This is a genomic window from Nocardia sp. NPDC049149, from assembly GCF_043197455.1.
Classification (GTDB): Bacteria; Actinomycetota; Actinomycetes; order Mycobacteriales; family Mycobacteriaceae; genus Nocardia.
Window position 1 is genome coordinate 226029 of record NZ_JBICTD010000004.1, and the last position, 19222, is coordinate 245250.

Here is a 19222-nt window from a genome sequence, read left to right on the forward strand (position 1 = left end):
GTCACTCAACGGACCACGACTTCAGGTATCGTGTCCGGCTTGGTGGCGACGATGATCTCGAACGGTCCGGGGAGCACCGTCACGTCCCGGAAACCGAGGTCGCCGAGCAGCCTGCGATAGTCGGCCACCTCGCGCAACATGCTGGCGCAGCTGTCGACACCGATGAGGAAATAGGACCAGAAGAATTGCCGGGCAAGGCGTTCGGCGTCGCGGAACTCCTCGCAGATGAGCACGCGCCCGCCCGGAGGGAGCGCTTGGTAGGCCTTGGCCAGGAGCTCGCGGGCTCGGGGGCGCGGCCAATCGTGCAGTACGCGAACGAACGACACGATGTCGTACCCGGTGGGCAGCGGTTCGGCCAGGAAGTCGCCGCCGACAAAGCCGAGCCGGGCACCGCAGCCCGACGTCGTTCGCGTGCTGTCGACGAGGGATCGCAGCGCAGGAAGGTTGTAGACATCGACGCGCAGACTCGGGTTGTCCTGGAGCAGATGCACCGCCAACGTGCCATCACCACCGCCGACGTCGAGTAGCCGCAATGCCGAACGCGTGCACCATGATTCGGCGTTTGTCCGGAACGCCTCGGCGATGGGCCCGATTCCGGCCGCCATGCTGTGTTCGAAGCCCGCGACCTGGTCGGCGCTGTCGAGCGGCCAGGTGAACGCCTCGGGCGGCATGCTGCGCTCGCCGCGGAGCACGTCGGGCAGGGCTCCGTACAGGGTCCGCCACGGATAGCCGTCCCGGTCGCGCTCGTTCGAGTCGGGACCGAGGACGTCGATCGCGGCATCGCAGGCACCCTCGACTGCCCGATATCTGGTGTCGGGCAACGTATCCGAGGGATACCGGACGACGAATCCGAGGCATTCGAGGCAGTCGAGCACTTTGTACAGCCGGGCGGGCACCAGACCGAACCGGTCGGACAGTTGGCCGAGGGACACCGACTCGGCGTCGTGTTCGTCCAGCGCGTCGAGGATGCCCATGTGCCACGCCGTTCGCACGACGTCGATGGCCTTGTCGCCGTGGAAGAGCAGGCTCATCAGCGCTCGGGGCGAGAGGACGTGCCCGCTCATCCGCGCACCAGACCTCGTTCGGAGATCAGTGCGTCCATGAAGGCATCCACCTCGTCGACCGTGTTGTAGATATGCGGAGCCACCCGCAGGCCTTCGCGCCAACTACAGACCATGCCGTGCTCCACGAGCCGCTTCTTCACTGCCTCGTCGCCCGGAAAGCTGAGGCAGACCACGCCGCCGCGGCGCTCCGGCGCGGCGGGCGTGCGCACCGCGATACCGGCCTCGTCCGCGCGGGTCAGGATGCGCTCGGTGCAGCGCAGCGAGTGCTCGCGGATGCTCTGCGCGCCGACGCCTGCGAGCAGGTCGAGTCCGACCCGGGACATCATGGCGGTGAGCGGGATCGGCGTGCCGCCCGCCAGCCGCTGCGCGTCCTCGGCCCAGTCGTCGGCGGGCCGGAAGGACAGCGGGTCGCGGCCCGCGAACCATCCGGTCGCCGCGGGGCGCAGTGTGGGCAGGAGTTCTTGCCTGGCGTAGAGGAACCCGGTGTGCGCCCCGCACAGCCATTTACCGGCGCCGCCGAGGAGGAAATCCACGCCGAGCGCGCGCACGTTCAGCGGCAGCACGCCGACCGTTTGGAAGGCGTCAACGACGACCAGCGCGCCCATCTCGTGCGCACGCGCGACGATCCGTTCGAGATCGAGGACGGCGCCGGTGGTGTAACTGCCGTGCGCGACACAGACGAGCAACGTGCGTTCGTCGATCGCCGATTCGACTGCGGCGGTGTCGAAGCCGACCACGACCCGCTCGGCCCCGTACTTCGCGAAACCCCGCCAGAGGAACGGCACGGTGGGGAACTCACGGTCGGTGGTGACCACCTTGGTGCGCTCGCCGCCGAAGTCGAAACAGGTGGCTAGCCTGCCGAGCAGGGTGGTCAGATTGGTGTCCGTGACCACCGTTCCCGTTGGGGCGCCGAGGAATTCGGACAGGGCGCCGATATAGCCGTCCAGCTCGTCGAGCCATCCGGTCCACGCATCGTCGCGCCAGTTCCGCATCGTCGCCCAGTAGCGATCGAGCACCCGCGCCACGCCACGTGGCAGCGCACCCGTGGAATTGCTGTTGAGATAGACACAGGTCTCCAGCACCGGGAATTCCGCACGCAGCGCCGCCACGCTCATCGGGACTCCCGCGCCGCGCCCGGCGCGTAACCGCCGTCACGACGCCAACTCTCGGTGAGTTCGTTGCGCACCTGCCACAGCGTGCGGAAAAGCGGTTGGGTCATCCGGCCGGTCAGCACCCTGGTCGGTACCCCGTCGAGCGCGTTCACCCCGTGGCCGACGCCGATCGTCCTGCGCACCAACATGAAATGCGCGACAAGCCACCCCTGGAACCGCTCGTCGAGGTCGACGAGCAGCTCGCAGACGCGCTTGAGATCCGGCTGCGCGACCTCGGTGGAGTACACCGCCGCGACCGGGACACCGCGTCGGTCGAGGAGCCGATCCAGTGCCGCGGCAACCTGTTCCGCCGCGGCGAGCACGCCGTTGTAGCCCGGCGACTGCTGCCCGCTGCCGTTGCCGAGGCTGCGCCGGATGATCTGATAGGTGTCGGGTGTCATGGTCTCGAGGACACCGATTTCCCGCTCGAGACATTCGGCGATCCGGATCGCCCGATCCAGCCGGGCCGACGTCTCCCACAGCGCATCCCGGTCCACCTCGCCGACGACGCCGGCGAGTTCGTGGGACAACAGCTTCAACCAGACCTCTTGGGCCTGGTGGACGATCTGGAACATCAGCTCGTCCGGGTCGGTGAGCCGGTCGAGCGTCGTCTGCAAGGACAACAACTCGGCGGTGCGCAGATAGACCTCGTAGTCGGTCGTTCCGTCACCGACCCAGGCCTTCAGGACCGTGTTGAACATGGGTTTGGCCAGCGTTTCGCGTAGCTGGTCCTCCGGGGTCACCGTCTTCATCGTGGACAAGTCGTTGCCTCCTGGCGATTGCTCGCCGCTTGTCGTTCGCGATGGTTGCCCGCCGCCGCCCGGCCGGCGACGGGCCACCGAAATAGCCTGTGCCACAGTGACATGCTGGAACCGTGCAGGCACTATTCCGGTCCGCCCAGCGGATCCCCGCCCGGTGCGGCGGGGATCACGCCGCGGCGTGCGCTACGGCGCCGTTTCCGTCCAGGTGACCGGAAGTTCGTGCACGCCATAGATATTCATGTCGGTCCTGAGCCGAACCTGATCTGCGGGCACGGCAAGCTCCAGCGTCGGGAAGCGCCGCAGCAGCCCGGCGAAACCGGCGCGCATCTCGATGCGAGCCAGCTGCTGACCGAGGCAGGAGTGGATGCCGTGCCCGAAGGACAGGTGCCCGCGGGCCGAGCGGTGCAGGTCGAGGGTGTCTGGGTGCTCGAAACGCCGCGGATCGCGGTTGGCGGCGAGCAGCGAGACGACAACGGTCGATCCCTTGCCGATGGTCTCACCGCCGAGTTCGATGTCCTCGGTGGCATAGCGATAGAAGATATCGGCAACGGACAGGTAGCGCATGAGCTCCTCGACCGCCTCGATGACCAGTGCCGGGTCGGCGCGCAGTTCGGCAAGCTGTTCGGGGTGCTCCAAGAGGGCAAAAGTGCCGAGCCCCAACATGTTTGCGGTGGTTTCGTGCCCGGCGAGCAGCAGCAGGAAGGCGATGCCGACCAACTCCTCGACGCTGAGGTCGTCGTCACTGGCGAGGTCGGACAGGATGTCCTCGCCGGGTTCGGCGCGCTTGCTCATGACCAGTTGCGCCAGGTACGCGGACATGGCGCCGAATGCGGCCATCTTCTCCTCGAGGGTCTGGTCCTTCACCAGGAATTGTGCGGAGTTGACCTGAAAGGTGGCCCGGTCGGCGTAGGGGACGCCGAGCATTTCGCAGATCACCAGCGAGGGCACCGGCAGGGCGAACTCCTTGACCAGGTCGATCGGCGGGGTCAGGCGCGCCATTTCGTCGAGTTGCCGTTCGGTGATCTCGATGATGTGTTCTTCGAGCGCCCGCATGCGCCGGACGGTGAAGGCGCCGGTGAGCTTGCGCCGCAGCCGCGTGTGGTCCGGCGGGTCCATCGCGATGAACAATCCGGGCATCTGCGGGGACGGTTCGGTAGGGGCGGGCATGCCTGGGGTCTCGTACGGCACATGAACGATGCCGATGTCTTGCCGAGAGCTGAACCTGGTGTCGCCCATCAACTTTCGGACCTCGTGATAGCCGGTGACGAGCCAGCCATGGTGACCGTCGGGGAAGACGAGCGGACTGACGGGTCGGGCCTCACGCAGCTCGGTGATTTCGCGGGGCGGGTCGAACGGGCCCGCGTTGCGCTCCATGGGAAGCCCGTGCGGAACCGGAATGGTTTGCGTCATCGAAGTGCCTTTCGTGCTGTTGTGCCGATATCGGCGACGAGAATCAGTCGCGGGAGACGAGAGTGAGCGCGCCGGAAGGGCACATCTCGACGGCCTCGCGGACGGCCGCCGCCCACTCGGGCGCGGGAGTGGCGCTCAGCGGCAGCACTCGCCCGTCCGCGTTGTCCTGGTCGAATACGTCGGGAGCGGTGAGCACACACATGCCCGCGCCGATGCAGCGCTCCCGATCCACCCTGAGTTCCATCAGTTGCCCCCGCCGCAGAACACCTTCTCGATGAGCTGCTGCGTCGCCTTCGGGAACTCCTTGGTTGGCTCCATGGCGGCGTCGCCCATGGTCAGCGAGGCGGTCATGGTCACGCTGCCGTCCGGTGAGCTGTACATCATGGTTCCGTAGCCTGCGGGCGGGCTGCCGTTGTGGTGATAGACGGCGCCGCCGCACTTCGGGCCGACATCCTGCACGAAGATCCCGAGTCCGTAGCCGAGTTTTGCGTTGGGCGTGCGCATTTCGGCCAGCAGCGGCGCGGGCAGGAGCTTGCCGCCGTTGAGCGCGGCGAAGAACCGGTGCAGATCCTCGGTGGTCGAGATCAGGTCACCGGCGCCGGCCAGCAGGGAGAGGTTCTGGCGGGCGACATCCACCGTCTTCCACTCGCCCGCCTCCTGGTAGCGAAAGTAGCCGTGGGCGTGCGGCCCAGGCAGCTCCGCCAGGTCGCCCGGCACCTTCGTGCCGTGCATCCCGAGCGGATCCAGGATCCGACGCTGCATCTCGCTGGCGTAGGAGTTGCCGGTGACCTTTTCGATCAGCAGCAGGGCGAGCGTGTAATTGGTGTTGGCGTAACTGAAATCCGTGCCCGGCTCGAATCGCGCGGGCTTGGACAACGCCAGCCGGACCAGCTCCTCCGGGCGGTAGCTGTGGAACCGATTGTCCAGCCACTCTTTTCCCGCGGCGGGGATCCCCGGCACCATCGACCCGTCGTCGTAGTATTCGCCCGTGTAGTTGAACAGACCGCTGGTGTGCTGCAACAGCATTCGCGTCGTGATCCGTCGGTCCAGCCCGAGTTCGGGCAGCTGGTCGGCCACCGGGGCGTCCAGCCCGATCCGGCCCTCTGCCACCAGTTGCAGCACCATGGTCGCGGTGAAGGGCTTGACGGAGCTGCCCGTCCAGAACGGTCCGTCGGTCGGTGGTTTCGCCGCGTTACCGAGTTCGGCGACGCCGGCGCTGCCTGCCCACTCGCCTCGCTGATCGTGCACGCGCAGTTGCACGCCGGCGAAACCGGAATCGACGATCTCCTGGATGGCCTGCTGCAGCTCCGGACGATCTTGTGCGGCCGCAGCTTTCGGCTCGGATGCACAGGCGGCGGCACCGAGCACTGCCGTGCATGCCAGCGCGGTGGCCGTGACTCGCCGGAATGTGGTGGAGGATGGGGTTCTCATGGTGAGTACTTTCGCCAGACCGGCTGATACCGACCTGACAGCGACCTGACACGCCAACTGGCGCCGCGTTGGCCAGCTATCTGTTCGGCCAGAGCGGCTGGATGAACGCGACGGACGTGCAACGAGAGAACCGGAAGTCGTTCCTGACCGTGTGCACTCCCGACCCGAAGTGACGGCGGCACCCAGCTCGCGGGGTCGCGCAGGGAACTCACCTACGATTCAGCTACGAATCAACAGGGAGTGGACGCGCATGCGGATCGAGGAAGATCGGACGAGTGTGCTGGTGCTGTGGGCGGTGGCGGCCTGGGGTGTGATCATCGCGGTACTGGCCGCCCCGTTGGCGGCGGCCTTCGTCGGGGTCGTGTACCGGTTCCCGATTCCGTTCGGTGACGAGGCGCGTGGCATGAAAGAGGTCGGCAACGCGGCAATGGCATCGGTGTTCTATCTGGTCAGGGGCGAGGGTCCGCTGCTCGCGGTGCTCGGTGGCGGTGTCGGCTATTTTCTCGCGCGAGTTCTCGGGCCGGGACTGTTTCGCCCGCTGGTGCTCGCCGTTCTCGCCGCTTTCGGTCTGGCACTGCTCGGCGCCCTGATCCTGGCCGCGTTCTAGCCGCTGCGTGACCGCCGAAACGCGCACGGCAGAATGGTCGGAGTGCAGATCGGGATACTTGGACCGCTTGAAATCCGATTGAATGACGGCGGATCGATTGCGGTACCGGGTGCTCGGTTGCGAGCGCTTGTGGTTGCCCTTGCGCTCGAACCGGGTCGCGTGGTCCCGAAAGGCACACTGGTCGACTGGATTTGGGGCGAGCAGCCGCCCGCCGACGCGGCCAATTCCTTGCAAGCTTTGGTCTCCCGGCTGCGCCGGGTGCTGCCGGACGGCTCGCTCGATGCGCAGGCAGGCGGATACCGGCTGACCGTCGAACCACGCGCGGTCGACGCCGTGCGATTCGAACAGCTGCTCGACCAGGCCCGTGGCGGCGATGATGCGCACCGGGCCGATCTGCTGCGCGAAGCCGTCGACCTGTCGCGCGGCGAGTTGATGCAGGACGTCGACATGAGCGACAACGCCGCGGTTGCCGCGGTGATCGCACGGTTCGACGGCCTGCACCTGGCCGCGCTGGAGGATCTCTACGAGGTGGAGATCCGCCTCGGCCGCGGTCCGGAGCTGGTCACCGAGCTCACCGAGCTGGTCGCCAAACATCCGGTGCGCGAACGCCTCGTCGTCGCGTTGATGCGGGCGCTGGCCACCGCAGGCCGCAGCGCCGAGGCGTTGACCGTGTACCAGCGGGCCCGCGAGGAGCTGGCTGACACACTCGGCGTCGATCCATCACCGGAACTGTCCGCGCTGCATGTCGCGCTGCTGCGCGGCGAGGTGGGCGTGCGCGAGGACGACCGCAAGACGAACCTGCGCGCCGAGTTGACGAAGTTCGTCGGCACCTACGCCGACGTCGCGGTCGTGCGCGAACTCATCGCTGACCATCGGCTCACCACGTTGACCGGGCCGGGCGGCTCGGGGAAGACCCGGCTCGCCATGGAAACCGCGCGGACCATGCTCGACGATCTGCCGGACGGCGCATGGGTGGTTGAGCTGGGTTCCCTCGGCGCAAGCGGCGACATCGCCCAATCGACGCTCGGCGCGCTCGGGCTCCGCGACGCGCTGCTCGGCGGCGGATCGAACGCGGAGCCGATGGACCGGCTCGTCGCCGCGATCCGCGAACGCGAGTTGCTGCTGATTCTGGACAACTGTGAGCACGTGATCGAGTCCGCGGCGACGTTCGCGCACCGACTACTGGGGGAGTGTCAGCGGCTGCGCATCCTCGCGACGAGCAGGGAACCACTCGGCATCACGGGTGAAGCGCTGTGGCAGGTCGCGCCGCTCGGGTTGCCCGCGGCCGACGCCGACTCCCGTGCGATCGAATCCTCGCCTGCGGTACAGCTATTGCGGGACCGCGCCGGTGCGGTGCGCAAGGATCTCACCGTCGATGCCGACGCGCTGGCGACGATGGCGCGCGTCTGCCGGGCGCTCGACGGGATACCGCTGGCGATCGAACTGGCCGCGGCCCGATTGCGCACCATGTCCCTGGATCAACTCGCCAACCGCCTCGATGATCGGTTCCGCCTGCTGACCGGCGGCAGCCGGACCGCGCTCGCGCATCACCGGACGTTGCGCGCGGTCGTCGACTGGAGCTGGGAGCTGCTCACCGACGCGGAGCGAACGGTGCTGTGCAGGCTCGCGGTGTTCTCCGGCGGCGCGAGTCTCGAAGCGGCAGAGCAGGTTTGCACGGGTGCGGGCGCCACGATCGAGCAATGGGAGGTGCTCGAGCTGCTGACGGCGCTGACCGAGAAGTCGCTGCTGCTGCCCACCGGCGCGGCGGCAGATCATGAAGCGGATTCTGCGCGAAGCAGATTCGGCACGGCGGACAGTGAGCCGCGCTACCGGATGCTCGACACGATCAAGCAGTACGCGAGGGACCGGCTCGTCGAGTCGGGCGAAGCGGAGGCGGCTCGCCGGGCGCATCTCGCATACTTCACCGGGCTCGCCGCCACCGCCGAGCCGCATTTGCGCCGCGCCGAGCAGCTGGAATGGCTTGCCAGGCTGGCGGTCGAGCACGACAACATCGCCGTCGCGATGCGCGGTGCGCTTGCGGCGGACGACGCACCGGGTGCGCTGCGGCTCGCGGCGGAAGCAGGCTGGTACTGGTGGCTGGCCGGCCACAAAGCCGAGGGCATGGAACTGGTCACCGCGGCCGCCGCCATGCAGGGCGAGGTGGACGATGCGACCCTGGCCACGGTGTACGGGCTGGTCGTGCACTTCCTGAGTTCGGCGGGGCGCAACGACGAGTACGAGGTGGCGGAATGGATCCGCAAGTCGTACAAGTTCAGCCGTGGCGTGGAAAGCGGCCATCCCACACTGGTTTTCGCCGCCGCGCTGGAACAGATGTTGCAGGGGCCGGACGCGCTGCTTCCCGCGTTCGAACCGTTGATCACCCACGACGACCCGTGGGTCCGTGCGCTGGCCCGGCTCCAGCTCGGCAAGTTGCGGATCGTGCTCGGCCACCCCGGTCGGGATGCGGATGCCTATCTCGAGCTGGCATTGATCGAGTTCCGCGCCCTCGGCGAGCGTTGGGGGACCTCGTTCGCGCTGACCGAACTGGCGGATCGCCGCGCCGTGCGCGGCGAATTCGCCGAAGCGTGTGACCTTTTGGATCAGGCGGTCGTGGTGGTCACCGAGGTCGGCGCGATCGAGGACGTCGGCCGGATCCGGGCGCGGCAAGCCCAGCTGTACTGGTTGCTCGGCGCCGAGGAGGCGAGCGCGACCGCCATGGCGGAGGCGCAGCGGTACGCGGATCAGGCCGCCTGGCCGACGGCACTGGCCGAACTCGCCACGGCGAAGGCGGAATTGGCCAGGTGGCGCGGCGACACCGCGGAGGCGCACCGGCAGCTCGACATCGTGACGTCGGTGCTCGGCAGCGACGCGGAGCTGGCGCTCTTCCGCGCGATGCGGCACACCCTGCTCGGTTACCTCGCCGAGGATGTCGACGAAGCGCGAGCACACCTAGCCTCGGCGTTCGAGGTGGCCACCGAGGCGGGATATGCGCCGTTCGTCGCCCAGGTCCTCCTCGGCATCGCGGATCTGGCCTTGCGTACCGAGCAGCACGAACAGGCCGCGCGACTGCTTGCCGCGAGTGCAGGCGTGCGCGGACTGCCCGATCTTTCCCAACCGGATGTCGCCAGGATCGAGCAGCAGGCACGACATCGCCTCGGCGAGGCAGGTTTCGCCGAGGCGACGAGGGAAGGCGCGGAAGCGGATTGGCGCGATCTGGTCGCGGCCACGCTTGCTGGTTGACGTGGCATCGACACCGCCCGGCCAAACTTGTTGAATCTCAAAGTATTCCGGACCCGAGATCACTATTATCCGAACGGTGAGCTTTCCTGAGTCGATCGTGCGGGCATTGCGTGCCGATCCGGGTCAGGTGGCGGTCGAGTACGGCGCTCGCGCGGTGACCAGAGGGCGGCTGTTCACGATGATGGGCACCATCGCGGGTGGTCTGCGGAAGTCAGGGCTCGGACCAGGTCGCGGGGTGGCGATGGGCCTCGACGTGAGCCCGGAGTCGTTGGCCGCGTATCTCGCGGCCTACACCCTCGGTTGCCGGGTGATCGGGGTGCGGCCAGGGCTGAGCGAACGACAGCAGCACCATGTGCTGAGCAACGAAGTGGATGTCGTCCTGGACAACGAGCAGGTGGTCGCGCTGCTGCAGGGCGCAGCCGAGCCGTTGACGGTCGAAGCTCGGCCGGACGACATCGCGAGGGTTTCGTACACGAGCGGCACCACCGGGCTGCCCAAGGGCTGTGCGCAGACCTATCGGGCGATGTCCGCGCATTGGTCGTGGGGCAAGCCGACCTGGAGCGAGCACACCGCGGAGCTGGCCGCCTGCACCGAGCGCTACCTGCTGTTCGGGACGCTGGCGAGCGCGGTCGTCCAGGACTATCTCGCGCTGTGCCTGCTCGGTGGCGGCACCGCGGTCATTCCGGAACCCGGTGGCGCGCAGCTGTTTCCCGATGTCATCGAGCGGTTGCGGATCACCGCAACGATCATGAACGTGCCGAGGCTCTATCAGATGCTCGACGCGTTGCGCGCCACCCCGACGGACACCAGCAGCCTGCGGGCCATGGTCGTCGCGGGGTCGCCGTTGCCCGCGCATCGGCTGGCGGACGCGGTGCGGGCACTCGGTCCCGTCGTGCACCAGGCGTACGGCCAGTCCGAAACCGGCGGGCTGACCGCGCTGACCCCGGACGACATCGCGGCAGGCATCCTCGGCTCGGTCGGCCGTCCGCTGCCCGGCGTGCACATCGATATCCGCGACGGCGAGATCTACGTGCGCACCGACTACATGATGTCGGAGTATCTCGGCGACCCGGCGGAGAGCGCCGACGTGCTGGTCGACGGCTGGCTGCGCACCCGCGACCTGGGCTACCTGGACGACGGCTATCTCTACCTCACCGGCCGGGCGCGCGACGTAATCATCGTCGACGCGCTGCCGGTGTACGCGGGCCCGATCGAGCGCGTGCTTGCCGGGCATCCCGATGTCGATCAGGCTTATGTCGTCGGCGCGGCGGACGACCGCTCCGGCGAGGCGGTACACGCCTTCGTGGTGCCCCGAGCGGGGCATTCGCCGGATTCGACCGTGCTGTCGGCGTTGGTGCGCGCGGAACTCGGCGAGTCGAGTGTGCCGCGGACGTACACGCTGGTGCCGGACGCCCCGATCGCGGCGAGTGGAAAACCGGACAAGAAAGCCTTGCTGGAGCTGTATCGACGGTAACGCACGACAGATGGAGGAGATCTTGTCCGAGCTCGACTACCTGGTGATCGGCGCTGGGCCTGCCGGTCTCCAAATGGGCCACCACCTACAGCAGGCCGGTCGCGACTACCTGATCGTTGAGGCAGGTGACGCGCCAGGCACCTTCTTTCGCACGTTTCCCCGGCACCGCCAACTGATCTCGATCAACAAGGTGTACACGGGCTGGGACGATCCCGAGCTGAACCTGCGCATGGACTGGAATTCGCTGCTGGCGGGTTCATTGTTCAAGGAGTACTCGCAGCGCTACTTCCCCTCGGCCGACGACATGGTCCGCTACCTCGGGGATTTCGCTGCCGAACAAGGGCTTTCGGTCCGGTACGGCACCCGGATCGAGCGGATCAGCAGGCCGGATCTGTTCGAGGCCGTCGATCAGGACGGCAACGTCCTGCGCGCGCGACGCGTGATCATGGCGACCGGCGTCACCAAGCCATACATCCCGGATATCCCCGGCATCGAGCTGGCCGAGCTGTACACCGAGATGTCAACGGACCCTGCGGACTTCATCAATCAGCGGGTGCTGATCATCGGAAAGGGCAACTCGGCCTTCGAGACCGCCGACAATCTGGTCGAGACCGCCGCCGTCATCCACGTCGCAGGGCCGCACTCCATTCGGATGTCGTGGCAGTCGCATTTCGTCGGACATCTGCGTGCGGTCAACAACAACTTCCTGGATACCTACCAGCTCAAATCGCAGAACGCGATCCTGGACGGCAATATCCTCGACATCACGAGGCAGCCGGATTCGTCGTATCTGGTGACGGTGAGCTTCTCCCGGGCCGACGAGGTCACCAAGGACATCCGCTACGACCGGGTGATCGCGGCGACCGGGTTCCGGTTCGACGCTTCGATCTTCGCGCCGGAATGCAGGCCGGAACTGGTGATCAACAACCGGTTCCCGGCACAGACCCCGGCTTGGGAATCGACCAACGTGCCCGGACTGTACTTCGCGGGCACGATCACCCAGCAACGCGATTTCAAGAAGTCCACCAGCGGGTTCATCCACGGGTTCCGTTACGGGACAAGGTCATTGCACCGGATCCTGGAGCAACGCCATCATGCGCAGGACTGGCCGCACCGCGAGCTTGCCGGGACCGCCGACGAGATCGGTGCGGAAATCCTGGCGCGGGTGAACCGGACCTCCGCGCTGTGGCAGCTGTTCGGCTTCCTCGGTGATGTCGTCACGGTGGGCGCGGACGGCTCGACGCGGTATCTCGAAGAACTGCCAGTCGATTTCGTCGCCGACGCTGTTGCCGGAGGCGCTTTCGGCACGGTGGACACCTATCTGGTGATCACGCTGGAATACGGCAAGGACCACGACCGGCTCGACCCGTTCGACATCAACGCCAGGCGCTTCAGTCAGTCCGACGCCGAGCACGCGCTCGACGGTCGCTACCTGCATCCGGTGGTGCGGCAGTTCCGGGCAGGCGAGCAGATCGCGGAGCATCACATCGCGGAGAACCTCGAGAACGAGTGGACCCACGAAACTGTGCACCGTAAGCCACTTTTCGATTTCTTAGCGAGCGCATTGCGGCTACCGGAGCCGACCCGGTGACCAGCCCGCTGGCTGCTTTCGAGCAGCGAGCGAAGGAACTGCTCGAACCGGCACACTACGACTATTTCGCCGGCGGGGCCGGGGACGAAACCGGGTTGGCCGAGAACGAGCAGGCCTTCCGGCGACTTGCCTTGTTGCCGAGGGTGTTACGGGACACCCGCGGCCGGTCCATCGTGACGGACCTGCTCGGTGATCCGAGCGCGATGCCAGTATTCGTGTCGCCCACCGCGTTTCATCGACTGGCGCATCCGGAAGGTGAGCGAGCCAGCGCACGGGGCGTTGCCGCAGCGGGGCTCGTCCTGGTCGCCAGCATGGCGGGGACCGTGGCCATCGATGCGGTCACCGCGGCCGCACGTGAGGTCGATCGCGATGCGCGCGTGTGGTTTCAGCTGTACCTGCAAACCGAGCAGGCGGCAACCGACGAACTGGTCCGGCGGGCCGAACGAGCAGAGTGCACCGCGCTGGTGGTGACGGTCGATTCGCCGGCGCTCGGACGGCGCGCCAGGGATGACCACCACGGGTTCCACGACTTGCCCGCAGGCATGTACGCGGAGAACATGCGTGGCTTGCCCGGAGCCGTGGGGAGTGGCGTGCGCAAGATCGCCATGTCGCCCGAGTTCACTTGGGAGCACCTGGCGCGGATTCGGGCAGTGACGCGGCTTCCGTTGGTGGTCAAAGGCATTCTGCATCCCGAGGACGCACTGCTTGCCGTCGAACACGGGATCGACGCGATCGTGGTGTCCAATCACGGCGGGCGCCAGCTGGATCTCGCGTCGGCAACCCTGGACGCGCTGCCCGCGATCACCGCCGCAGTATCGGGCCGGATTCCGATATACCTCGACGGCGGCATCCGTCGTGGCTCGGACATCGTGCTGGCGTTGGCACTCGGCGCGACGGCGGTCGGTGTCGGCCGTCCGGTGTTGTGGGGCTTGACCGTTGGTGGCGAGAAGGGAGTAACCGAGGTGCTGGACACCCTGCATGCCGAGCTCGAGCACACGCTGACCATGTGCGGGATCGCCGAACTGGCCGAACTGAATGCCGGGCTGGTCACCGCGCGCGGGGCGGCGGCGCGATGCTGAAGCGGTCGACGACGGTGCCTGGCACGCTTGCGGGTGCGGGCACGCTGTGGGCGGTATCCCGCTGGCTGCCGCAGGCGGTGGTGGCGCTGCGGGTGTGGATCTTCGCAAAGGTCAACGGCAGCAACGAGATCACGCTCCCCGGCGAGCGCGGTGGTCCAGGCCTGTTCCTCCGGCTGTACTCGAGCCCGGCCGCGAACGGGCGCAGCAGGGGAGCGGCGCTCTCGGATCTGTTCTGGTACTGGCTCGCTCCAGGGCCCGAAGTGCATCAGGAGCACCTGGAGGACGGACCGCGCTACGACGAGGCGGCGCGGACCACCAGGGCCGTGCTGTCCCTGCCCACCGCCGAGATCGAGCAGCTCGCCGACCGGTGCGCCCGGCGGGTGCTCGACGAACTGCCTGCCCGCCCACTGACATTGGTGCGCCTGCGCGACCTGATGATGCCGATCTGGGCAGAGTTCTTCTACGAGTTGGTCTTTCGCGAGCCATGTCATCCGATCGCCAGGGATCTGATCGTCGGCAATGCCAACGACGTGGTGACCTCGCTGAAGTGCACCGGGCTGCGGCACATGGACAGCCGCCACCGCCTCACCCGATACCTGCTCGCCCGAATCGACGCGGGTGAGGTGCCCCATGAGCTGCCCGCCTTGCTCAGCCGCCGCGAACGCGCCCACTACCTGCAGGGCGCGTTCTTCAACACCGCCGTCGTGCAGATGTCCGAGGGCATGGCGCACCTGCTGTTGACGATCGCTCAGCACCAGGACGTACAGGACCGGATCCGGGCCGAGCCCGACACGAACTATCTGGACCACGTGCTGGACGAGACTTTGCGCCAGTTCCCGCTTTTCGGCATCGCGCACCGAATCACCACCGACGACATCGACATCGGTGACGGGGCTCCGATCCCCGCAGGGACGGTGCTCTGCTTCAACTATCAGGAGTTCGAACGCACCGGCCACGCCGACCCGGATCGCTTCGACCCCGACCGCTGGGCTACCCACCGCGCCAAGGACACGCACCACATTCCCTTCGGCGTCGCCGCCAATCGCCCATGCCCGGCATGGCGGCTCTCACCGATCGCGATGCGGGTTGCCGCACGTGCCGTGTTGGAGCGGTATCAGCTGCGCTCCTCGGTCTCGCACACCCGCTCCATCCCGCACCGCGCTCCGTGCCTCCTGCTGGCCGCAGACAAGCCGCCGGCGTCGACTGTGGTCCGCGCCGCCATGACCGGCCTGCGGCTGCGTGATCGCGTCGAAGACGTCACCAGGGGCATCACCCAACTGGTTCTCGGCACCTGGATGGTCCTCGACGCCCGCCGCCAGCAACCATGCACCCGCTATTTCGCCGAGCAGGACCGGCAGGAGGCGTCGAGGTGTCCGATGGTCCGGAGCTAGGGGAGCGGGCCCAAAAGCCAATTTCCCGGGGCATTTTCGTCATCACTGAGGTAGAACTCGATGATGGCGGTGCGGAATTCGTCGTGGCTGATCGCGCCGTTCCCGTCGCGATCGAGGCGCCGGAACGCGTCGCTGGAGTGTGCCGGGTCGATGCCGAGACCCTTGTACATCTGCACGTACTCGTCGAAGTCGAGCGAACCGTTTCCGTTGGTGTCCACGATGCCCATGAAAGCGTCGGCAATCGTCAACACCGCGCCTTCGAAGTTTTCCGGTGCGGTGACGCTGGATTGCATCACTCGAATGAACTCGTCGCGGTTCAACCGGCCGTCGCCGTCGGCATCACCCTCTTTCAAGAGCAGATCCCACCATTTGTCGAATGCACCGCGTAGTGGTTCTGCCTTGTCGGGAGCGTCCCCGCCGGGCAACGCGATGAACAGCGCCGCCATTTGCTGGAGATCATCTTGGGAGAGGTAGCCGTCTCGACCTTGATCGAACCAGTCGAAGAGAGTGTGGAACTTCCGATTTTTCGCGCTATCTGCCATGGAACTGTCCTTCTCGGATACCGAGCGTCTCGGCCGCGGATCAGAATGATGTAGCAGTGGCAATGGAGTCGGCCAATTCTTATTGTCGCCTGAATCCACTGCACCGGTTGCCGTTTCGCGACTTGCGCCGCTACGGAAATGGTGCGCGATACCTGTCGGTCGCATCCGCGGCACGCCCATTGCGACCGATCTGCCGAATTGCGGGTGATCGCGTGCCGTCGAGGAGATGGTGCGCACAGATGTGACCTTTCCGGCGCATCGGCGGTCCGGACGCGGTAAACAGGATGTGATCGGCTGGCATGAGTCGGCGACGTCGGTAGGTGAGGAGTGGCGATGGAGCCTGTCGTCGCGGTGTCGAGTGGCAAGATCAGCGGCCGGACCGTCAATGGGATCAGCGCTTTCCTGGGTGTGCCGTACGCGGCGGCGCCGGTGGGGGCGGCGCTGTTCCAGGCGCCGCAGCCTGCGGCGCCGTGGGACGGGGTGCGCGAGGCCGTCGAGTTGGGCGGCAGCTGTCCGCAGTCGCCGTATCCGCCGCCACTCGCGGCGATTTTCGGCGACCAGACCGTGCCGGGCGCGGAGTTCCTCAACGTCAATGTCTGGACGCCGGATCCAGGCGGGTCCGGGCTGCCGGTCATGGTGTGGATACACGGCGGCGCGTTCACCCGCGGCTCCAATGCGTTGCCCGCGTACAACGGCGCCGCGTTCGCCCGCGACGGTGTCGTCTTGGTGTCGATCAACTATCGGCTCGGCGCACCGGGATTCGCGGTGCTCGACGGCGCGCCGTCCAATCGTGGTCTGCTCGATCAGCAGTTCGCGCTGGCCTGGGTACAGGAGAACATTCGCGGCTTCGGCGGCGATCCGGACAACGTGACGGTGTTCGGCGAATCGGCGGGCGCGATGAGCATCGCCGCCTTGCTCGCCTCACCCCGCTCGGCGGGACTGTTCCACAAGGCGGTCATGCAAAGCGGCAACGGCGAGGTCGTCGCGACCGAGTCCGACGCGCGCATGGTGTCGGTGGAAATCGGCAAGGTGCTCGGGATCGGCCCTACTGCCGCCGAATTCGCGCAGGTCGATTCGGACGCGTTGCTCGCCGCGCAGGAGAAGGCGATCGGGGACTTCCTGGTGCACACCGACCCGGCCCGCTGGGGCGCTTCGGTGGTTACCGGTGGCTTGTCATCGATGATCATGTTCCCCGTCATCGACGACGTCGTGCTGCACGAACGGCCCATCGATGCGGTCACCGCCGGTGCGGCGCGCGGGATTTCGCTCCTGATCGGCAATACCAGCGAGGAATTCCGGCTGTTCATCGTCCCGACCGGCATTGCCGACGCACTGACCACACAGGCCCTGCCGTACGTGCTCGGCCGGTATCAGCTCGACGCTTCCGCCATCGAACCGTATGCGGCGGCACGCCCCCAGGATTCGGCAGGCGACCTCTTTGCCGCCATTCTCACCGACAAGGCATTCCGCATTCCGGCAAGGCAATTGGCGCAAGCGCAGGCGGCGACCGGCACCCCGGCGTTCGCTTACGAATTCGCCTGGCGCCGTGTCGATCAGGACCTCGGCGCGTTCCACGCGCTGGAGCTGCCGTTCGTGTTCGACACCCTCGCCGCCGCACCGGATCTGGTCGGGCCGAATCCCGCACAGTCGGTCGCGGACGAGATGCACGCGGCCTGGGTCGCTTTCGCGAAGACCGGCGATCCCGGCTGGGCCGCCGTCACCGCCGAGGACATGTTCGTCCGCGTTTTCGACGCCTAGACGACGCGGGCTTCGATCGCGATCAGTCGTCGCAAGGTCGACAGTTGGTGCGCGTAGTCGCCGTCGAGTTTGACGAGCAGGCTGGTGATTCCGGCGGACCGGTAGCGGCGTAGCCGCTCGGCGATCCGGTCGGGTGTGCCGAGCAGGTTGGTGAGTTCGCCGAGTTCGCGCGGCACGGCACGGCGCGCGGCGTCCTTGTCGCCGGATTGCCACAGCTGCACGACTTTCTCGACTTCGGTGCCGAAGCCGAGCCGGGTGAACGCGTCGTTGTAGAAGTTGCGCCCGCCGACGCCCATCGCGCCGATGGTGAACGCGTAGCCTTCGGCGTGCTTGTCGATCGCCCGTGCCGTCGCCTGCTCGTCCTCGGTGATCTCGACGGCGACCGGTGCGACCAGATCGAGGTCGGCCAGCGTGCGTCCGGCCTGAATCGCGCCCTCCCGCAACGGATCCAGGAACACCTCGGCCGCCTCGGGGATGAAGGCGTTGCCGAGCCAGCCGTCGGCGAGTTCGCCGGTGAGTCGCAGGTTCTGCGGGCCCATGGCCGCGTTGTAGATCGGCACATGCGCGGCGCGCACCATGGGCTGCAATGCCCGGCCCGGTCCGTCGGGGAGCGGCAGCGGATAGATCGCTCCGGGGTGTTCGAGCCGTTCCGCCCGGCTCACTGTGCGGATGATCTCGATGGTCTCCCTGGTTGTCTGCACCGGCCTGTGGAACCGGACGCCGTGCCACCCTTCCATGACCCGTGGTCCTGATACGCCGATGCCGAGGTCGAACCGGCCGTCCGACAGCTCGTGCATGCTCAGTGCGGAGGTCGCCAGCAGTGCGGGCGTGCGCGAACCGAGCTGAACTACGAACGTCCCCAAGCGAATCGACGAGGTTTTGGCCGCCAGATAGGCCAGCCCGGTCAGCGCGTCGTAGCTCCACACCTCCGCGACCCACAGCGACGAGGCCCCGGCTTCCTCGGCCGCCATCGCGAACTCGACCGCACCGGGCAGCCGCGGTTCGAGCAGAACACCGATACGCATGAGGGCCTCCTCGGCATGATGGACCGGAACCGGTCACTGCTCTATGTGCTATGCAATAGCGTATAGATCGTGCTGATCGAAGCGTAAGGGAAGAGGTGCCGTGCGTTATCGCGACTGTCCCACCGTCGAAGTGGCGGAACGGATCCCGTGCGACCCGGCGACCGCGTGGGCCCTGGTCACCGATATCGAACTGTCTGCGCGGTGCTCCGACGAACTGGAGTCCGTCGTATGGGAGGGCGCCGTCGACCGGGTCGAGCCCGGCGCGCGGTTCCGCGGCCACAATCGCCACTCCGCATTCGGTGAATGGCAAACAGTCTGCGAGGTCGTCGAAGTCGAGCCGGAACGTCGCTGGGTGTGGAACGTGATCGGTTACGACGGCGGCATCAGTGCCACCTGGGGTTTCGAGATCGACCCTGCTCGCGAAGGTGTGATCGTGCGTCAGTGGGGTCGCATGGGACCGGGCCCGTCGGGCCTGACCCCGGCGATCGTCGCCAGCCCGGAACTCGAGGGCAGGATCGTCGCGCGCCGCCTGGAGGAATGGGCGAACGGCATGCGCGCGAATCTCGCCTACGTCCGCGCTCAGGTCGATCACTGACCACTCCGCAGCACAGGGCGCTGTGCGCGCCCAGCCGAGCCGGTGTGCCCGCTGCTGTGATCTAGATCATGGTTTGCCGATTAGTTTCGGCTGGAACCGGTTT

Annotated in this window: 16 protein-coding genes; 8 read left to right on the forward strand and 8 right to left on the reverse strand. The window is 67.1% G+C overall.

What is annotated here, in order from left to right; all coding sequences use genetic code 11:
* Positions 1-5: 5 nt before the first annotated feature.
* From ACGFNJ_RS16870 to ACGFNJ_RS16895, 6 genes are all read right to left on the reverse strand, one after another.
* Complete coding sequence (locus ACGFNJ_RS16870; RefSeq protein ID WP_393448237.1) at positions 6-1064, reverse strand: methyltransferase; 1059 nt, start codon at positions 1062-1064, stop codon at positions 6-8.
* Positions 1061-2179: an aminotransferase class V-fold PLP-dependent enzyme gene (locus ACGFNJ_RS16875; RefSeq protein ID WP_393448239.1), complete on the reverse strand. Its 1119-nt coding sequence runs from the start codon at positions 2177-2179 to the stop codon at positions 1061-1063. The genes ACGFNJ_RS16870 and ACGFNJ_RS16875 overlap by 4 nt, the downstream gene beginning before the upstream one ends.
* Positions 2176-2967: a tryptophan 2,3-dioxygenase family protein gene (locus ACGFNJ_RS16880; RefSeq protein ID WP_393450000.1), complete on the reverse strand. Its 792-nt coding sequence runs from the start codon at positions 2965-2967 to the stop codon at positions 2176-2178. Before ACGFNJ_RS16880 ends, ACGFNJ_RS16875 begins: the two co-directional genes overlap by 4 nt.
* 192 nt (positions 2968-3159) lie before the next feature.
* Complete coding sequence (locus tag ACGFNJ_RS16885; protein WP_393448241.1) at positions 3160-4386, reverse strand: cytochrome P450; 1227 nt, start codon at positions 4384-4386, stop codon at positions 3160-3162.
* A gap of 43 nt (positions 4387-4429) precedes the next feature.
* Positions 4430-4630, reverse strand: a complete 201-nt coding sequence (locus tag ACGFNJ_RS16890) for a ferredoxin (protein WP_393448243.1) — start codon at positions 4628-4630, stop codon at positions 4430-4432.
* Positions 4630-5817: a serine hydrolase domain-containing protein gene (locus tag ACGFNJ_RS16895; protein WP_393448245.1), complete on the reverse strand. Its 1188-nt coding sequence runs from the start codon at positions 5815-5817 to the stop codon at positions 4630-4632. Before ACGFNJ_RS16895 ends, ACGFNJ_RS16890 begins: the two co-directional genes overlap by 1 nt.
* A 250-nt stretch (positions 5818-6067) precedes the next feature.
* On the opposite strand from ACGFNJ_RS16895, the gene ACGFNJ_RS16900 reads away from it, so the two are divergent.
* The 6 genes from ACGFNJ_RS16900 (at position 6068) to ACGFNJ_RS16925 (ending at position 15199) form a co-directional block, all read left to right on the forward strand.
* Positions 6068-6424 (forward strand): hypothetical protein, encoded by a 357-nt coding sequence (locus ACGFNJ_RS16900; protein WP_393448247.1) that lies wholly within the window; start codon positions 6068-6070, stop codon positions 6422-6424.
* 117 nt (positions 6425-6541) lie between these two features.
* The gene (locus tag ACGFNJ_RS16905) at positions 6542-9664 is read left to right on the forward strand and encodes a BTAD domain-containing putative transcriptional regulator (protein WP_393448249.1); all 3123 of its coding nucleotides are present in this window, start codon (positions 6542-6544) and stop codon (positions 9662-9664) included.
* A 76-nt stretch (positions 9665-9740) separates the two neighbouring features.
* The gene (locus tag ACGFNJ_RS16910; protein ID WP_393448251.1) at positions 9741-11138 is read left to right on the forward strand and encodes a class I adenylate-forming enzyme family protein; all 1398 of its coding nucleotides are present in this window, start codon (positions 9741-9743) and stop codon (positions 11136-11138) included.
* Between the two features lie 10 nt (positions 11139-11148).
* Positions 11149-12729 carry an NAD(P)-binding domain-containing protein gene (locus ACGFNJ_RS16915; RefSeq protein WP_393448253.1) on the forward strand — a complete coding sequence of 527 codons (1581 nt, stop codon included), beginning with the start codon at positions 11149-11151 and terminating at the stop codon, positions 12727-12729.
* Complete coding sequence (locus ACGFNJ_RS16920) at positions 12726-13808, forward strand: alpha-hydroxy acid oxidase (protein ID WP_393448255.1); 1083 nt, start codon at positions 12726-12728, stop codon at positions 13806-13808. Before ACGFNJ_RS16915 ends, ACGFNJ_RS16920 begins: the two co-directional genes overlap by 4 nt.
* Positions 13802-15199, forward strand: a complete 1398-nt coding sequence (locus tag ACGFNJ_RS16925; RefSeq protein ID WP_393448257.1) for a cytochrome P450 — start codon at positions 13802-13804, stop codon at positions 15197-15199. The genes ACGFNJ_RS16920 and ACGFNJ_RS16925 overlap by 7 nt, the downstream gene beginning before the upstream one ends.
* Here the strand turns inward: ACGFNJ_RS16925 and ACGFNJ_RS16930 are convergent.
* Positions 15196-15978, reverse strand: coding sequence for an EF-hand domain-containing protein (locus ACGFNJ_RS16930; protein ID WP_393448259.1), 783 nt, complete (start codon positions 15976-15978; stop codon positions 15196-15198). The genes ACGFNJ_RS16925 and ACGFNJ_RS16930 overlap by 4 nt on opposite strands.
* A 96-nt stretch (positions 15979-16074) precedes the next feature.
* On the opposite strand from ACGFNJ_RS16930, the gene ACGFNJ_RS16935 reads away from it, so the two are divergent.
* Entirely contained in the window at positions 16075-17499 is a 1425-nt protein-coding gene (locus ACGFNJ_RS16935) for a carboxylesterase/lipase family protein (protein ID WP_393448261.1), read from the forward strand.
* Here ACGFNJ_RS16935 and ACGFNJ_RS16940 read toward each other — a convergent pair.
* Entirely contained in the window at positions 17496-18524 is a 1029-nt protein-coding gene (locus tag ACGFNJ_RS16940) for an LLM class flavin-dependent oxidoreductase (protein WP_393448263.1), read from the reverse strand. The genes ACGFNJ_RS16935 and ACGFNJ_RS16940 overlap by 4 nt on opposite strands.
* Positions 18525-18624: 100 nt before the next feature.
* On the opposite strand from ACGFNJ_RS16940, the gene ACGFNJ_RS16945 reads away from it, so the two are divergent.
* Entirely contained in the window at positions 18625-19119 is a 495-nt protein-coding gene (locus ACGFNJ_RS16945; protein ID WP_393448265.1) for an SRPBCC family protein, read from the forward strand.
* Positions 19120-19222 lie beyond the last annotated feature (103 nt).

Bases quoted from the DNA above. Each gene is read 5' to 3' on its own strand.
- ACGFNJ_RS16870 (WP_393448237.1), bottom strand. From the start codon at position 1,064: ATGAGCGGGCACGTCCTCTCGCCCCGAGCGCTGATGAGCCTGCTCTTC.
- ACGFNJ_RS16875 (WP_393448239.1), bottom strand. From the start codon at position 2,179: ATGAGCGTGGCGGCGCTGCGTGCGGAATTCCCGGTGCTGGAGACCTGT.
- ACGFNJ_RS16880 (WP_393450000.1), bottom strand. From the start codon at position 2,967: ATGAAGACGGTGACCCCGGAGGACCAGCTACGCGAAACGCTGGCCAAA.
- ACGFNJ_RS16885 (WP_393448241.1), bottom strand. From the start codon at position 4,386: ATGACGCAAACCATTCCGGTTCCGCACGGGCTTCCCATGGAGCGCAAC.
- ACGFNJ_RS16890 (WP_393448243.1), bottom strand. From the start codon at position 4,630: ATGGAACTCAGGGTGGATCGGGAGCGCTGCATCGGCGCGGGCATGTGT.
- ACGFNJ_RS16895 (WP_393448245.1), bottom strand. From the start codon at position 5,817: ATGAGAACCCCATCCTCCACCACATTCCGGCGAGTCACGGCCACCGCG.
- ACGFNJ_RS16900 (WP_393448247.1), top strand. From the start codon at position 6,068: ATGCGGATCGAGGAAGATCGGACGAGTGTGCTGGTGCTGTGGGCGGTG.
- ACGFNJ_RS16915 (WP_393448253.1), top strand. From the start codon at position 11,149: ATGGAGGAGATCTTGTCCGAGCTCGACTACCTGGTGATCGGCGCTGGG.
- ACGFNJ_RS16925 (WP_393448257.1), top strand. From the start codon at position 13,802: ATGCTGAAGCGGTCGACGACGGTGCCTGGCACGCTTGCGGGTGCGGGC.
- ACGFNJ_RS16935 (WP_393448261.1), top strand. From the start codon at position 16,075: ATGGAGCCTGTCGTCGCGGTGTCGAGTGGCAAGATCAGCGGCCGGACC.
- ACGFNJ_RS16940 (WP_393448263.1), bottom strand. From the start codon at position 18,524: ATGCGTATCGGTGTTCTGCTCGAACCGCGGCTGCCCGGTGCGGTCGAG.